This is a genomic window from Cohnella abietis, assembly GCF_004295585.1.
Taxonomy (GTDB): domain Bacteria; phylum Bacillota; class Bacilli; order Paenibacillales; family Paenibacillaceae; genus Cohnella; species Cohnella abietis.
Map to the genome: position 1 here is coordinate 6,811,457 of NZ_AP019400.1, position 17,273 is coordinate 6,828,729.

7 protein-coding genes are annotated in these 17,273 nt (G+C 46.5%); all 7 read right to left on the reverse strand.

The window, feature by feature from the left end; genetic code table 11:
* Positions 1 to 26: 26 nt before the first annotated feature.
* Complete coding sequence (locus KCTCHS21_RS29765; protein ID WP_130616105.1) at positions 27 to 6,776, reverse strand: SGBP N-terminal domain-containing protein; 6,750 nt, start codon at positions 6,774 to 6,776, stop codon at positions 27 to 29.
* Positions 6,777 to 7,057: 281 nt separating this feature from the next.
* Positions 7,058 to 7,900, reverse strand: coding sequence for a DUF5666 domain-containing protein (locus KCTCHS21_RS29770; protein WP_130616106.1), 843 nt, complete (start codon positions 7,898 to 7,900; stop codon positions 7,058 to 7,060).
* On the reverse strand, positions 7,881 to 8,378 hold the full coding sequence (locus KCTCHS21_RS29775; RefSeq protein WP_130616107.1) for an RNA polymerase sigma factor: 498 nt from the start codon (positions 8,376 to 8,378) through the stop codon (positions 7,881 to 7,883). The genes KCTCHS21_RS29770 and KCTCHS21_RS29775 overlap by 20 nt, the downstream gene beginning before the upstream one ends.
* 266 nt (positions 8,379 to 8,644) lie before the next feature.
* The gene (locus KCTCHS21_RS29780; RefSeq protein ID WP_130616108.1) at positions 8,645 to 9,238 is read right to left on the reverse strand and encodes a YdeI/OmpD-associated family protein; all 594 of its coding nucleotides are present in this window, start codon (positions 9,236 to 9,238) and stop codon (positions 8,645 to 8,647) included.
* Between the two features lie 887 nt (positions 9,239 to 10,125).
* Positions 10,126 to 14,304 (reverse strand): hemoblobin-interacting domain-containing protein, encoded by a 4,179-nt coding sequence (locus KCTCHS21_RS29785; protein ID WP_162309407.1) that lies wholly within the window; start codon positions 14,302 to 14,304, stop codon positions 10,126 to 10,128.
* A gap of 143 nt (positions 14,305 to 14,447) precedes the next feature.
* Positions 14,448 to 15,782, reverse strand: a complete 1,335-nt coding sequence (locus KCTCHS21_RS29790) for a hypothetical protein (protein WP_197726495.1) — start codon at positions 15,780 to 15,782, stop codon at positions 14,448 to 14,450.
* A gap of 151 nt (positions 15,783 to 15,933) precedes the next feature.
* A complete protein-coding gene (locus KCTCHS21_RS29795; protein ID WP_130616110.1) occupies positions 15,934 to 17,154 on the reverse strand; it encodes a helix-turn-helix domain-containing protein in 1,221 nt (406 codons plus the stop codon).
* Between the last annotated feature and the right edge of the window lie 119 nt (positions 17,155 to 17,273).

Below are 17,273 nucleotides of genomic sequence, written 5' to 3' on the forward strand. Positions count from 1 at the left end.
TACGGCCTATTCATCATCTTATGCCTCTATTCCTTAAGCTCTAACACTCTTAATAGAACGGTTATAACTTCGGCTCTAGTAGCCACGGAGTTTGGTGCAAAATGATTGCCCGCTTGACCCTTCACAATCCCCAGCTTAACCGCAGCAGCTATTTCAGCCTTTGCCCATTGCGGTATGCTTGCTTGATCGTCAAAGGTTAATAAGTCTTTAGTTGGATCAACCTCAATACCATAAATGATGTTTATCGTTCTGGCCAACATTACCGTCATCTCGGCACGAGTAACTTTCCGATCCGGCTGGAAGCTCCCATCTCCATAGCCACTTACTATACCCAGTTTCACTAGCTGAGCAATTGCATTTTTAGCCCATGAACCAATATTATCCTTATCATTAAAGGAAGGTTCTTCGCTTTTCTCCTGTTTGAGGTTCAAAGCTCGGAAAAGCATAACCGAAAATTCAGCCCGGGTAATTGATTTATTCGGTTGGAACGTTCCATCGGGATAACCAGTTGCTAAACCTTTAGCCACAGCTTGGTCAATGCTTGTAGCTGCCCAATGTCCTTGTACATCTGAGAAAACAATTTTTGGACTCTCTGGCTGTGTTGTTGTTGGCTCCTCCAGAGGGTCCGGATTGTTAGTCGGCACTGTAACCACAGGAGGATTACCACCACCGCCTGGGTTGCTTGGTAATGTAGGAGCAAGGGTCACAGTAATTAGATAGATCTGCTGTATCCCGTTTTGTGCTGTTACAGTATAACTGACGGAACCATTAGAAAAGTCCACAGTTGCTCCAGAAGCAGGGCTTACCGTTGCATTCGTAGATACCGTCACTGTCGGCGCTAAGGTTGCCAAGTCGGCTCCATGCGACACTTCAATCACGACCGTATGCGTCGCTGGATCAATCGTGGCTACTCTTGTTTGCGCTACTAGCGCGAAGCTCACAATATTTTTCGCTCCGCTTAGAGGCGCTGGCTCTATACTTACCGTTACATTCCATACTTGCGTATCTCCGTTTTCGGCCTTCACCGTGTAACCTACCGCTCCTCCACTGAAATCTACGGTCGCCCCCGATACTGGGCTTACCGTTGCATTCGCAGATACCGTCACTGTCGGCGCTAAGGTTGCCAAGTTCGTTCCATGCGACACTTCAATTGCGATCGTATGTGTCGCTGGATCAATCGTTGCCGCTCCTGTTTGCGCTGCTAACGCAAAACCCACAATTTCCTTCGCTCCGCTCAAAGGCGCTTGCGCTTTACTTACGGTTACGGTCCATACTTGCGTATCACCGTTTTCGGCCTTCACCGTGTAGCTCACCGCTCCTCCGCTGAAATCTACGGTCGCACCCGAAACTGGGCTTACCGTTGCATTCGCAGATACCGTCACTGTCGGCGTTAAGGTTGCCAAGTTCGTTCCGTGCGCCACTTCAATTGCGACCGTATGTGTCGCTGGATCAATCGTTGCCACTCCTGTTTGCGCTGCTAGCGCAAAGCCCACAATTTCCTTCGCTCCGCTTAGGGGTGCTGGCGCTTTGCTTACCGTTACGGTCCATACTTGCGTATCACCGTTTTCGGCCTTCACCGTGTAGCTCACAGCTCCACCACTGAAATCCACGGTCGCTCCCGACACTGGGCTTACCGTTGCATTCGCAGATACCGTCACTGTCGGCGCTAAGCTTGCCAAGTTCGTTCCGTGCGCTACTTCAATCGCGACCATATGTGTAGCTGGATCAATCGTAGCTACCCCTGTTTGCGCTACTAGCGCAAAGCTTACAATATCCTTCGCTCCGCTCAAAGGCGCTGGCGCTTTGCTTACCGTTACGGTCCATACTTGCGTATCGCCGTTTTCGGCCTTCACCGTGTAGCTCACCGCTCCACCGCTAAAATCCACGGTCGCTCCCGATACTGGGCTTACCGTTGCATTCGCAGATACCGTCACTGTCGGCGCTAAGGTCGACAGGTTCGTTCCATGCGACACCTCAATTGCGACCGTATGTGTCGCTGGATCAATTGTTGCCGCTCCTGTTTGCTCTGCTAGCGCGAAGCTCACAATATTTTTCGCTCCGCTTAGGGGCGCTGGCGCTTTACTTACCGTTACGGTCCAAACCTGCGTATCACCGTTTTCGGCCTTCACTGTATAGCTTACCGCTCCACCGCTGAAATCCACGGCCGCACCCGAAACTGGGCTTACCGTTGCATTCGCAGATACCGTCACTGTCGGCGCTAAGGTTGCCAAGTTCGTTCCGTGCGCTACTTCAATCGCGACCGTGTGCGTTGCTGGATCAATCGTTGCCGCTCCTGTTTGCGCTGCTAGCGCGAAGCTCACAATATTTTTCGCTCCGCTTAGGGGCGCTGGCGCTTTACTTACCGTTACGGTCCAAACCTGCGTATCACCGTTTTCGGCCTTCACTGTATAGCTTACCGCTCCACCGCTGAAATCCACGGCCGCACCCGAAACTGGGCTTACCGTTGCATTCGCAGATACCGTCACTGTCGGCGCTAAGGTTGCCAAGTCGGTTCCATGCGACACTTCAATCACGACCGTATGCGTCGCTGGATCAATCGTTGCCGCTCCTGTTTGCGCTGCTAGCGCGAAACCCACAATTTCCTTCGCTCCGCTTAGGGGCTCCGATGCCTCATTTACCGTTACCGTATAATTTTTGATCGTCGTCCCGTCTTCCGCTGTAACCTTATAGATGACTGAGGAGTTAAAATTATTCGCCGTTACACCACTCGTCTGCGGAGTCGACCCTACATTAACAACCGATGCTTGAGCGCTAGTGAAGGTTGCAACTAACGCATTTTTACTCGTTCCATAGGGAACGGTCAAGGCAATCGCTGTTCCGCTGATTGTGCCCGTCACTGCTGGTGACAGTCCTTCGAAGCTAAAGGATGTCATATCAGCATAGTTACTTTTATTACGGGTAACCGTGATCTTGTAAGTTTTCGTCGTTGTGCCATCCTGAGCTGTTACAACTACATTAATAACATTCGAACCGGTATTTAGAGCAAGAGGTGCACTACTTTGGCCGCTAACAACCGTTGTCGCAGTGCCGCTGTTAACGCTCACCGTTACAGTCGCATTAGCATTCGTAACGGTAGGTGTAACGGTGACGCTAGAATAACTATTCGCTGCAGTGGATGTATAGGCAATCGTATTAACATTAAATGTTGGACTAAAAGCACCTGAGGACAGGCTTAAGCCAGACAGTGTCGCTACTGTACTTGCTGCACGCGTCGCTGTAATCGTATAGCTCTTCATCGTACCGTCTTGTGCAGTTACTGTAACGACAATGCTATTACTTCCTACATTAAGGGGAAGCGCCGTACTATTACTGCCACTAGCTACGACAATATCTGATCCTCCGTTTACGTTGACCTTCACCGTCGCTAAGGAATCGGCTACAGTCGGCTTAACCGTAATAGAAGTCGTTGTATTGGCAATAGTAGGAACCGTATAAGCTATCGTTCCAGCCGCAAATGTTGGACTGAGAGTACCGCCAGTTGTTGTTAATGCGCTTAAATTAGCATTAGCGCTACCTGCTGCGCGTGTTACAATCACTTTGTAAATTTTCGTATTCGTCCCATCCTGTGAAGTGACCTCAACTGTGATGGTATTCGCTGTACCTGCCACCAGTGCAATGCTTACGCTTGCCTGACCACTGACAACGCTAACTCCGTTCACCTTAACTGTGGAGCCAGCGTTACTAACAAAAGGAGTCACGTTAAGAGCCGAAACGCTGTACGCAACACTCGCTGTATAGTCCGTTGTGGCTTCCATGTAATTCGGACTCAGTGTTCCAGAGGACAGGGAAAGTAAGCTCAAGCCTGCAGCTGATGGATCAGAACGCACAACATTCAATGCGTAATCTCTGCTGCCAAATCCGGTCGAGCTAGTAATCGTAACCGTGACAGAATTATTGCCAGCTACAAGATTAGTTCCTCCTGTTACGGACACGATGTCACCCGGGTTGAGTGTCGTTCCCGTCACCGTGACACTATGAGCATCACTTTCAACAATAGCCGTATAGGATGAAGTTACATTATCCACATTCGGAGACACCGGGGCGATTGTCCCCGAATTTGATGTTACCGTAAGTCCTGTAAGCCATAGAGGCGTTATTCCGCGAAGATAGGGAGTCGTTGTCCCATTGACGATATTCCATACTGTGTTAAAATCCCATGTATTATAGCTCGAACTAAGCTTCATATTCGTGGCTGCTGTTCCAGTTATTCCAGTAGTACTCCCTGAACCAACCCCAATGCTCATCCCTGAAGTCGTCGTATTCCAATAGCTGTTAGTAAAAGTTCCACTCGTCTTAGTACCTACCAATCCGCCAGCTGCGCTACCTCCTGTCACCTTGCCTGTTGCGTAGCTGTTTTTATAGGTTCCTGATTGGGTCTTGCCGATCAAACCACCTGCTGATGCATTAACTGCGCTCACTCGTCCCGTTGCGTAAGAATTAGAAATCTTTCCGGAGTAGTTATCACTACCTACAAGTCCCCCCACCAAACTAGAGCCTTGAACTTTGCCCTCAGCATAGCTTGTGTCTACTGTACCACCCTCATTTAGGCCGATTAAACCTCCGACTGAATTGCCACTGCCTGTAACATTAGCAATAGAACCACTCAATGACACCGTTCCATTTGTTACATATCCGATCAAACCACCCACACTATTTTGACCCGAAGCAGTACCAGAAACAGAAACATTAGTTATAGTACTTGAGCTGTGCCAACCTACTAACAAGCCTACATTATCTCTACCGGTGACCGCCGCCTGGACAATTTTTAAATTGGACACATTGCCTATATAAATATATTGAAACAAACCGACTATATCTTCATCCGGCCGCTGAATGGTTAGCCCGGTTATACTGTGCCCGTTCCCGTTCAGAGTGCCTTCAAAATAGATTGGCTCCCAGCCTTTCCCTCCGTTTGCTGAGGCGTAAGAGGACAAATCGATATCAGCAGTTAGCTTAAATACCTTCTGATAATCATTCCGAACTTCATTGAGCTGATCAGCGGTAGCAATTAAATAGGGGGATGCTATTGTTCCCTCTCCCCCGGCGAACCTACTGCGAACGACTGTAAGGGTATACGTCTTCTGGGTTCCATCCGATGCAGTTACAATAACCTTGCAGAGGTTGTTTCCAACGACTAGATTGCTGCATCCAGTGACTGTATAGGTTGCATCAGCATGATGTGTTGTCGCTGTAACATTCGCATTAGTGCTGCTATTCGGTACAATTACCGTATAGTCATTTGTGCTACTAGTGAATTCCGCCACGGGTACCCCGTTCACTTGCAAATCCGATAGCTGCGCATCTGACGACAACGCGGCCGAAGCCAGCTTATGTATATGTAACGTATAAACTTGATTTCTGTCATTGCCATCGCTTACTGTAAGCGTTACGGTATTATTGCCTGTAACAAGCGTAGCGCCACCAACAATATTTACAGTTGCACTAGCATTTGCTGATGGAGCCGTAATCATCACTGACGTAGCCGCACTCGTCACACTAATATCATATTGCTTAATAGCCGAATTGAAGGTTGGCGACAGGGTGCCGCTTATCCCTGCATTAGGGGAAACGACCAAATTGGTCAACCACAAAGGCGCGTTATCCTTTAGATAAGGATAGCTTGTTCCCGTTGCTCCGGCCCAGGTTCCATTGAAATTCCAGCCTGCAAAGCTGGTTGATTGCTGCATGCTCGCAGTCGTTAATGCGTTGACACCCGAATTATCAGAGCTCCAGCCGTAGCTACGAGGATTACTTAATGCGGATTCATTATAGAATGAACGGGTAACAGTGGAACCGTAGCTATACCCACCGAAACCACCCAGAATATTGTTTCCAAAAACTTGGCCAGCTGAATAGCTGTTAGAGATCGTTAATCCATATAAATAGCCAATTAAGCCACCGACTGTTCCTGCTCCGCTAACGGAACCAAGCGAATAACTATCCTGAACAGCACCCGAATACCCCTGCCCCAGTAATCCACCAGCATTATTTTGGTCACTAACGACATTGCCGGATGCGTAGCTGCGCTTAATGCTTCCAGAATGTGAATTACCAATAAGCCCTCCCACATTGGAACCTGCTGCATGAACATCTCCTTCTGCATAGTTATCTGAGAATTGTCCATTGCTGCCACTATAATAGCCTATTAAACCGCCGACATTATCTGCACTTCCGTATACAGACGCCAAAGAACCAGTATGAGTGACAGTTGAGCTCTCCAGTTTGCCAACTAGCCCTCCTACCTCCTGATTCCCTTGGACATGTCCAGATGTATATACTTGCGTCAGCGTAGCAGATACCGCTTTACCTGCTAAAATTCCAGTAGTTGAGCTTCCTTTTACATCAGCATGAGTGAGCTTCACATTTACGATTTTACCCGTAAAAATCATACCAAACAGTCCCACGTTATCATCATTGCCGCGATTAATGTACAAGCCTGTAATTTGATGTCCGTCACCATCCAATGAGCCAGAGAAATATCCCTCGATCGGCTTCCAGCCTTTCCCTCCATCGGATGCAGCATACGCTGACAAATCAATATCTGAAACTAGCTTATAGTTGGCATTTACTTTAGCTCTAACTTCATTTAGCTGGTCCGCATTTGCAATCAGGTAAGGTGAAGCGACCGTTCCATCCCCTCCATCGAATTCTGTGCTAGCCGAGACAGATGAATAGGGATACGATGCTCCCACAATGATTCCTATAAGCAATAAAATAAAGCTCCGATATAATTTTTTACCTATCTTTGTTTTCATTTTAACCCTCCATTTAGCACTTGAGCTTCGACAGCATCTTAAGCACTGGATATTATTCTTAAGCTAGCTCATCGTAAACCTCCAAGGTTAAACTGGGGTAAACAGGCAAAAAAATACTTGAATAATAGCTGTTGTTGTCGAAAATAGCCCCTGATAAGTTCGATAAATAACGCAAAAAGACTCCCCAAAATGAAATTTTCAGGAGTCTTTTTGCTATTTGTATTGATCGCTGAAGCTCCACCTTTCTTAGTGCGGATAGAGCAAGTGATGCCGAATGTATGTTATTTTTGCGGAGCCATGTTGTTGTAGATGCGCGTTGCAGTCACTTTTCCCGTGCCTACATCCTCTGTCGTAAATCCAGATACGAAATTGCCAACCTTAAATTCTTTTTGCAGCAGCGCTTCAGATGGTTTAGCAGCAGTCGGGCCTGAGATGCCTAATTCAGTTTCTGATGTTACGGTTACCCACAAGCCGCCAACCTTAAAGCTTTTGCCATCTGCGCTTACTTCCGTAATCTCGCCCTCGATATTAACTGCAGCTTTCCCCTTAATAGGTGGGTTCGTGATATTATCCTTCTGTGGAGCTATGTTGTTGTAGATAACATCTGCAGTCACCTTGCCGGAGCCGACATCTTGAGAGGTATAGCCGGACACGATATTGCCAACCTTAAACTCTTTCTGTAGCAACTCTTCCGATGGCTTCGATGCTGTCGGTTCTTTACTGCCCAGCGCCGTTTTATCTGTTACTGTCACCCACAGGTCACCAACCTTAAAGCTTTTGCCATCCGCACTCACTTCGGTGATGACACCATCAATATTGACTGCCACTTTACCGACAATAGGAGGCTTCGTTACAATTGCCGAAGGTTGGGGTGTAGTACCCGGCGCATTCTGGTTCATTGTGAAAATGCTGACCGATAATAACGCACACGCTGCAATGCCGACTGTCCAACCTGTTAACGTTCTTTTTTTAGTGTTTTCCATTTTTAATTTCCCCTTTTGGTTGTTATTATTTATTTGTGTTGTCTTTTCCATTTCCAGCATCAGCTTCTGGTACGTTGCCTCTTTAAAATCCTCACTTATTTTCACACGGGACATCGCGGATTTATAAACAGATTTCTTCATCCTCCATGCCTCCAATCTTCTCTTTTAAGATGAAGCGTCCTCTTGCAAGCCATGTTCCTACTGTTGCGGGCTTGGACTGCATAATAACTGCAATTTCCTGAATAGAATATCCCTCATAGTAGTGCAGATGAATCGGAATTCGATACTTCTTGTCCAAGGCCAGTACGGCCTGCAGGACCCCATTTTCTTCTTTTGGGAGGTAGCTTAGGTCTTCGGGAACAGGATTTCTGCTCTTGAACCAGCCGGTTTTAAGCATATTTTTACTTTTATTAATTGTTAATCGAATCAGCCAAGCTTTTTCATGTTCACTGCTTTCAAATACAGGGCGTTTTTGCAAATAGGTAAGGAATACTTCCTGTGTCACTTCTTCTGCGTCAGCTATATTTTTCAAATATGCAAAGGCAATTTTGATCATGCTTTGTGAATATAGATCCAAGGCCCTTCGTACAGATTCATTGAGCTCATATGAATTGTACACCTCAGCACCTCCTTTCACTTTTAATACAACTGAGAGCTCATCTATTTTTCAATGCAGCCAATATTTTTTTAGCATGCGGTTATTTCCAATAAAGTAAACGTTCCACTAGAAGGGATAGTGCTTAGCTATTGATATAGACGCGAAAAAGCCCGCAAATTGCTGCACGAGCAATGGTACGGGCTTTTTCATTTTACATACATTGAATTTAATCAGAAAAAAATAACATTATTTCGATGGTTTAGCTTGCTTTGGCAGGCATACAAACCCTAATCATTTAATCCCTTTCCATCGAGAATTTGCTGCATGCTTTTTTGGACTCTGGATTCTCGGGTTTTGGATTGTTTGGGTGCGGAAAAATAAAGAATGTAAGCTCTTTGTCGTCCCGGCGTCAATGCTTCAAAAGCAGTTTTCAAAGCGGGGATTTCATCGAATTTATTTTGCAGCTCTACAGGGATTTCGAATTCTGTATTCTTTACAAAATCCACTTGCAGCCCCGCTTTTTCAACTTCAATAGCTTCATGAATATAGGCTTTCAAGATGGATTCCAGTTCAACTATTTCTTGAACGTTAGTAAACCGAATCTGGCGCGCCGCCTGTACATTTTCCGTTTGTTGAATTAGAATCCCCTGGGGATCCTTTAACAGAGCACCTTTGTGGAACAGAAGCGCACAATATTCTTTAAACCCATGGATTAAAACGATATTTTTCTTCTCAAAAGTGTAACAAGGATGCATCCACTTAAATTCCTCGGTCAGTTCACAGTCGAGAACTATATTTCTTAACTTCTCATAGTGTTCCTTCCACTTTTTAGATTTACTTATAAATTCATCAGCCTTAGCATTTATCCTACTATCTGTCATCAAGGAACGCTCCTCTTACTCTTCATCGCTTATTGCGTATCTGCGTCTCATAGGTTCAATTGTACTGCTTTTTTATGGATTGTACAGTTTGCGTAATACCGGCTTATTTATCTAATTCAAAACAATCGTACTTCTTGCTTGGCGGGCGCTTTTGCTAGTTAGCCGTCTGTTCCAGAACGGAACAGATGCCTAACGAACTCAGCAACTCTTATTTGATCTAAAAGTAATGATTTTATATTGTAACGAACTCCACAAACCTTATCTGCAGCAAAGTAGCTCCGTTCCTCCTCTGAATGACTCAATAACGCCACTGCAGTTCGTTAGCTCAAAAAAGTAGTCATTTTATCGACAATAAGCACGATACAGTTCGTTAGCTTCGACATACATCTCCCTGTTGGGTGAGAAGATGGGAAATGGACATGGTGAAACTTATCCACGCTGAATAACTTCAAAACATTCTACTTCGATAAAAATGATCAGGCGCAGAGGCCTATTGTGTAGCTAGTACGATCATAAACATCGTTAATACGTCTTTGGTGGCGCCCCTACTAGCTATTAACGATGAAAAACATTCTACTTCGACGAAAATGATCAGGCGCAGTAGCCTATTGTGTAACAAGTACGATCATAAACATCGCTATTGCGTCTTTGGAGGCCCCCCTACTAGCTATTAACGATGAAAAACATTCTACTCAAGCGAAATACATCGTACCCCTCTTGTCACAAGAGTGCGGGGTGCTGGCATTTTGGGGTACTTTATTTGTCTCTTAGCAACCAGTGCGTATTGAAATAGGGTACTAGTTATATACTCTCTGATAGGTCAAGAAAAACCGTCAAGGAATCATCTGATGCCCTGACGGTTTTCTTGAGTTAATTGATACCAAAGCCTACCTTTGCTCGCTTTTCAGTGCCTTGGCTCTCAGTAGAATCGCTACAGCCTCGGCTCTTGTTGCATGATCTTGAGGAGCAAATCGATTATCGCCTTTCCCTTTTACGATGCCTGCTTCCTTCACGTAAGCCACGCTGCCCTTGGCCCACGAGGTAATATCCTCGTCATCGGCGAAGCCCGATGCAGCAGCATTCGCATCGCTCGATTTACCCAGAGCTTTGGCGATCATTACCGCCATCTCCGCGCGCGTAATCTCTGCATTCGGATGGAAGCTACCGTCACCATAACCCGTAATAATACCCTCACGTACTGCAAGAGAAACTGCTGTCTGCGCCCAAACTCCAATCTTTGCCGAATCCGAGAAGGTCAGCTCTGCTCCTTTTCCCTGCAGCTTCAGCGTCTTCACCAGCATGACAGCAAATTCAGCGCGCGTAACGGTATGATTCGGCTTAAATAGACCACCCGGATACCCGGTGATGATTCCATCGCTTATCGCCTGCTTAATATTAGCTTCAGCCCAGTGCCCGGCTATATCGCTTAATTTCAAGTCCGCATCAGTCGATGGCTCTTTCGTCGGTACTTCCGAGCTTTGGCCGACGGCGAATACCGCATACTTCGTAAAATGATTTACCTCTACGACTATACGATTACCATTTACTACGCCACCGACTTCCATCCAATGCTTTTTCACTTCATCATAATAGAATACCGATGCTTTCTGGTCACCCTTCAAGCTTGTTGGATCGAATGCAAAAGTCAGCGTTACCGGCTGCTTGAAGTTCTCCGAGAAGTTTTTAAGAATCTCAAAAATTGGGCTGACAAGAACTTCTTTATCCGTGAGCAGACTTTGTGTGTCCAAAAGCTTGTCTATCGTTATTATCAAATCCTTGGCCGAAGCATCTGCCGGTATGAATACCTTAACTTCATTTTGCAAGCTTACCTCGCCTGCTTTGCCTGTCGGAACTGTTAACTTACCATCAGTCGATGTAACGGGATTGTTACTTGCTGCTGGTGCGCCGCCGCCTATTACGACATTACCGCCTGGCACTTCAGCCTGTACATCGCGCGTCACCGTGACTTTATAGGTATTGCTACTACTGCCGTCCTCTGCCGTCACTTTAATCTGAATCAGATTAGAACCAACCAACAAATCATTCGCGCTATAAGCATATACGTTATCCGTGACTGAGGTTTCAGTAGCACCTATAACCGTGAGCGCTTGGTTGGGATTCCCTTTGGTTACGGAGAAGCCGACACTTGCCACAGCGTTGGCTACATTCACACTATACTCAAGCTGCGATGATACGAATGTCAACGAGCCTTGATTTACAGTCAGGTTGGATAGCAACGCATCGTCGCTAATAATAACGTTTGAAATCAATATATCCTGACGGATAATCGCGTCGCTATAGTTCGTTGCCTTAACTGTGAGCGTATGACTGCCCGCAGACAACACACCGGCGTTAAACGTAATCTTCCCCACATAGACGGTATAAGAATTCGCCGACAGCGTCGTCGCTCCGTCTTGGATTTCCGTTATTGATCCGCGCCATGCCGGGTCATCCGGGAAGGTGACATCGATCTCACTCTCCGTATCATTAGTCGTCGTGTCTGCCGCTAATGCCGGATGCTTCAACACTATCATCTGGGTAACCGTCGCATCCGAATAATTAGGTGCCAGCACTCTAATCGTATGATTGCCTAATGCCAATGCGCCCGCTTTAAAAATGATTTTCCCCGCTACAATGCTATATCTCGAGATTGGCAGCGTAGTCGCTCCGTCCTTCACCGCTGTAATCTCATCACGCCAAGCCCCGTCATCCGGGAACGTAATTTCGATTACATTAGCCGGATCATTGTTTGTAGTGTCCGCCGATAACACAGGTGAAGGGATGAGCGTAACGGTCTGATTCACGATTGCGTCTGCATAATCAGTTGCTGTTATTGTGATCGTATGATTGCCTTCCGTCAGGACACCTGCATAAATCGTGAGCTTCCCCTCGGTGACTGAATAATTCGTTATTGCCGTCGCTCCGTCCTTCACACTCGTAATCGCTCCACGCCAAGTGGCATCATCCGGGAACGAGATATCGATCGGATGCCCAACATCGTTATTTGTTGTATCCGCGGTTAAGATAGGCTTTTTCAGATAAACAGTCAAGCCCACCGTTGCGTCTTTATATCGTGCTGGTGTCGACACTTTAATCGTATGGCTGCCTAATCCTAGCACACCGGGATTAAAGGTAATTTTCCCTGCGCTGACCGTGTACGTCCCCGGGGCAAGCGTATCTGCTCCATCCTTCACTGCCGTAATATCACTGCGCCATGCAGCCAAGTCCGGAAAGGTAACAATGACAGGACTTACCGTGTTGTTATTCGTTAAATCTGCCGTTAACGTAGGCGGAGTCAGAAGAAACTTCTTAACCTCGGGCTTAAGGTTGTAAGCAGCATCGTTGCTTACAGATGAAGTCGCAATATAGGGGATACCGTTCTCAACGTACACGGAAGAATATGATGCCCCTTTTTCTGTGATTCCCGTAGCGCCAACATAAATCCACTGGTCTCCGACAAGCTTCTTCACCGTGGTCTTACCGTTGCTTCCTACATACGCCAAATAGAGTGTTCCTTCTGAGATATGGAAGGAGTAAGCCGACCCATTACTTATCGAGCCACCCTCGTCTACCATCTTCCAAACGTTTCCGACGCGCTTTTTCACTGCGATTGTCATTCCGGTTCGACCGCTAATAATATCAACATAAGCGACATAGGGGATACCGTCCTTTATGAATAATGTCGTCAGCTCAGGTTTATCATTTGAAAATTTCCCCAAGTCAGACCAGCTGTTGCTTTCCTGATCAAATTTCTTAACCCAGCCTGAAGGCGTGAATGCCCACATATGACCCGGAATTAAATACGGAAACTCGTTCCGATACGCTACGTAGGGGATACCGCCTTCAATCGTCAAGGAAATCTGCGAAACCGCATCCTGCGAAAAACCGACGTTGCCCAACGAGTCCCAGCTGTTCTTATTCTTATTGTAGACCTTTACCGTCAATTTATTGCCATTTGCCTTATCCGAATAAGCGATATACGGAGTATTGTTGTGAATCGCTAAGGAGAACGTACCTGTGCCATCCAACTGGGTTTGCACACTATTTCCGACGTCTATAGACGACCAGCTGTTTCCATCATATTTTTTGATATGCAGCTGAAAATCACTGTATTCGAAATAGCTCACGTACAAGTTACCGCCAGAAACGGTCGAGGAAAGCCCTCCCGCCATCCCTGTAGAAAGCCCGCCGCCGTCTATCGATACCCAACTGCTTCCATTATATTTTTTCACAAAAATTCTATTTCCGATCTGATAATCGATATAGGCCAAATAAGGGGTTCCGTTAAGCATGCTCATGGAAATACCCCCCGGAGAAAATCCAGTCGATATTCCACGCTCGCCCACATACTCCCAGCTGCCGAGATCATTCTCTAGCACATCGACTGCAATTGGCCTGTTGAGAACTACCCCTTGACCATTGGCAAGCGCCCCAGGTTGAATCAGCAATTGGTTGTCGGTCCCCATTAGTGGGTTTTTAAAGGTAATTTGAAGTTTACTTGTATCTGTTTCTGATAAAGGTGTTCCCCACGGTGAGAATATTACATTGCTGACGGTATCCTCCGGATCAAGCTCGCGAAAATCCGAATCATCCGTTCTTTTCACCCTAATCTTGCTCTTTAAGTCAGCAATCGTGCCTACCTGTGTCTCCTTAACAGAAAAGAGAATGGAAACCGTCTTATTATCATCGCTAGTAGATGTTGACCATACAGTATCGAGCTCAGCTTCAGGGTCAATGAGCATATAACACGCGGTATATAATTTGAATACTGCGGCAAACTCGGCGCTTACGCATTGAACTCCCTCCAAGGTAGAACCATCCTGCATTGTATATACTCTGGAGGTTATTTTTTTGCTATTAGTCTCGTAATCATTGCCATATCCGATGATTCTCGTCCCTTCAAATTTGCAATATGACCCTTCCATGCCGCACACAGACCAACGGGATTCCGCCGATGCATGCGGCGTAGCCGGAGATGAAATAGATAATACAGAGAATAATGTAAATCCAGCTAGAATCATGGAAAGCTTAATCAATATAGTCTTCTTTAATTTTTGTAGTAGCATACTAAGTTGTACCCCTCTCATAATCAAGCAGCACCATTTATTATAAATACCGCGAATAAAAGAATAATAAAAGAAATGCGCACAAAAAAGCTCAAATCCCCGCTGTATAAGGCTTCCGGGGACTTGAGCGACTTGAGATTTTTTTATTCGTGTAACTTAATACCATGCCATTTCTCTAGATGCTCCGCGTGGGTACGAAGATAGCTGTGCGGTCCGAAGAAGCGATCGTAATAATCAAGATCGAGATGATGCGATTGCAAATACATGAGGCTGTAAACGGACGGGATCGTTGCCGGGAATTTCCCGAACGTGTCATAAATGTATTGCGCCTGTAGCGCGACAAGCTGGCGGAACCGTTCGTCATAAACCTGAGCGCTTGAACGTACTTTAGCGCTATCCTTCCACGGACCCGGCGTTTCCGCATTAAAGGGCCCTCCTGGACCAAACTTGCGGTCGGCGTATGCGTCGATCGCAGCGCGCATATCTGGGAAATGCGGCGGCGTATAGGAAGTAAATACCCCTTCCAATCCAGTCGCGTTCGGCAACGACCACCTCTCATCTTGGTCATAGCGGAAACCAAGACCCGGCACTTCCGGGTTGCCGCTAGCGCCAAGCACCGTCAGCCGGTCCATCCCGTCGTACATCCAACCTCCGAGGCCAATTGCTTGCTGCATTAGCATTCCGGCGTATGTGGATGTGGCTAGTTCCGCGCTCAGTTCCGCGATTGAATATTGTTCAAGAAACGTGAGCGGAATCGGATTGTCCAGGTCCACCAAGTCTGCGAATTCCTCGATGCCCGGGATAGGCCTGCCATTCACATCGTCGAATATATGGAGACCGTTCTGAGCATAAAAGCATAGATTTGCGATCGTGTGCTGCGCCAGATCCCCCACTGGGAAAACAACGAAGCTTCCAGGCTTGTTCGCTACCCAAGAATTATGGCCTTCCATGTAGGGCTCGTAATTCGGAATGTTCAGCCTTGTATCGGACAGCTTGCGGATGTTACCGCGCAAGCCCTTAAGAATATCAATAAGCTTCTGCTTACCGTCACTTCCAGATGTAACATCCGGCGGCGTATCTTTCGTTGAATAGAAATAAGTACCGGTGTCATCTGTGAAAAAGAAGTCCGTCGTGTGAAAGCCCGCTGCGGACGGGAACGTCCTTCCTGATGCTGAGCCAGGGTAATTTGAAAAATAAGGCTTATACCTCTCATGACGGGTAATGGAATGATGCCATCCCGTCACGCCTCCAACCGCCGCCAGAATAAGCAGCTTCTCCAGATCGTTCAGCGGTATGGGCTCATCCTTGGATTTGTATGCAAGCGGCCCGTCGGGAATTTCAGCGCCAAGGAAGAACCTTCTAGACCGGCGCCCGAACAAGGCTTCCACCAAAGGGAATTGAACAAGCTCCTCCAGTAACTGCTCATCGAAGTCCAAATCATCTAGTGATGCGAATAGTTTTTCATTTTGATTACTCACAAAATGTCCCCTCTCTGCTAATGTCGAATTTGAGCAACAAAAAGAGGCACCCGTTTCCCTTCTGCGCTTCTGCACAAAGAAATTTTTGGTGCCTCCATAGGAATGGTCGACAAGTATATTAATCCTTTTAATACTTTACCGGTAAATGTTATTAATAGAGCATTTCATGAGACCATTCTCCCGGCAATGCCGAATCCGGTAAAATCGGAAGCTTTAATGCCTCAACAGCCTCCTGCAAAAACCGTTTATCGAACTCGAACCCTCCCCGATGCGTCTCATGCGATTGCAACAAATCCATTTGACTTTCACCTAGCTGATTAAGTGTCATCAGATCCTTATTATAGAACGAAGCATCCCAACGGATTCGTGATAACACGCTTGCAATAACGCTGATTGGGAATCCGCTTCCCGCTTGAACAAGGGATGATGCTCGATCCGGCTCTTGTCGAATAAATTCGTGCGCTCTTAAATGTGCCTTCAAGTACGCAATTACAACATCCTCGTTGTTATGTGCCCATTCGTTATCTGAAATTAACCCAGTCAAATAGTCACTGCTGACGCCCTCAGATTGTAGCGGAATTCCCGCACCAAGCGCTTTCGCCCAGCTCAAATACGGCTCCCACAGCATGCTCGCTCCAATGCTGCCATCTAAGATCCCGTTCATGCAATCACCCATTGTACGATGGACAACTGGATTGAATTCTAAGCCTAAGCCCTTCTCCCACTCGCTCAGACGATAAGATGCACTTGAATGACCAACCGTTGCAATCTTCACCGCGGAAAATTCCTCCGGCCTATAAGCCGAACTGTTGGCAGGAACGACTAGGGAGATTCCTTCTCCATTCCGCGTTTTTCCGTCGAAAGCAAGCATTAAAGGACGAAATCTTGGTAATATCCGACTGAGCGCTATACTAGCAATCATCGGGTAATCTCCAATAGATGCGATATTAACTCGGCCTGCAATAATGTCTTCTACTAACTCTATGCCGTTCGGTGCATTAACCCAACGTACGTGATAATCAATTCCGGGGCTGATTGCCCGTAATTCCTCTTCGAAAAATCCTAATTGCTTGATAATAAGCGGACTCCACAGAAGCGCAGCCCCACTTTGGTAGCCGACCACGATCGTCCTTGATGAGGAGTGCTCTACTCTCGGGGGCATTGGAGGCAGTGGGCTCACAGGGGACGGAATTGCTCGAGAATGCTGCTGTATCCAAGTGTCAAGCTTATGCTTATCCACAAGAATTTCTTTACCAATCTTAATGTGAGGCAGCTGTTTATCACGACGCCAACGGTCAATCGTTGCCCGACTTACACCCAATAGATCCATGACTTCCTGCAATCTCAGTAGATGGTTGTGACGTTGCGACATACAGCTCCCCCCTTATTTCATACTATACTTATATGAATTATTGTAATTAACGTATATATGTATAATAATCGAACCCTCTCCATAATTCAATCTGTATTTCCGTCCTGTAATTTACTGGT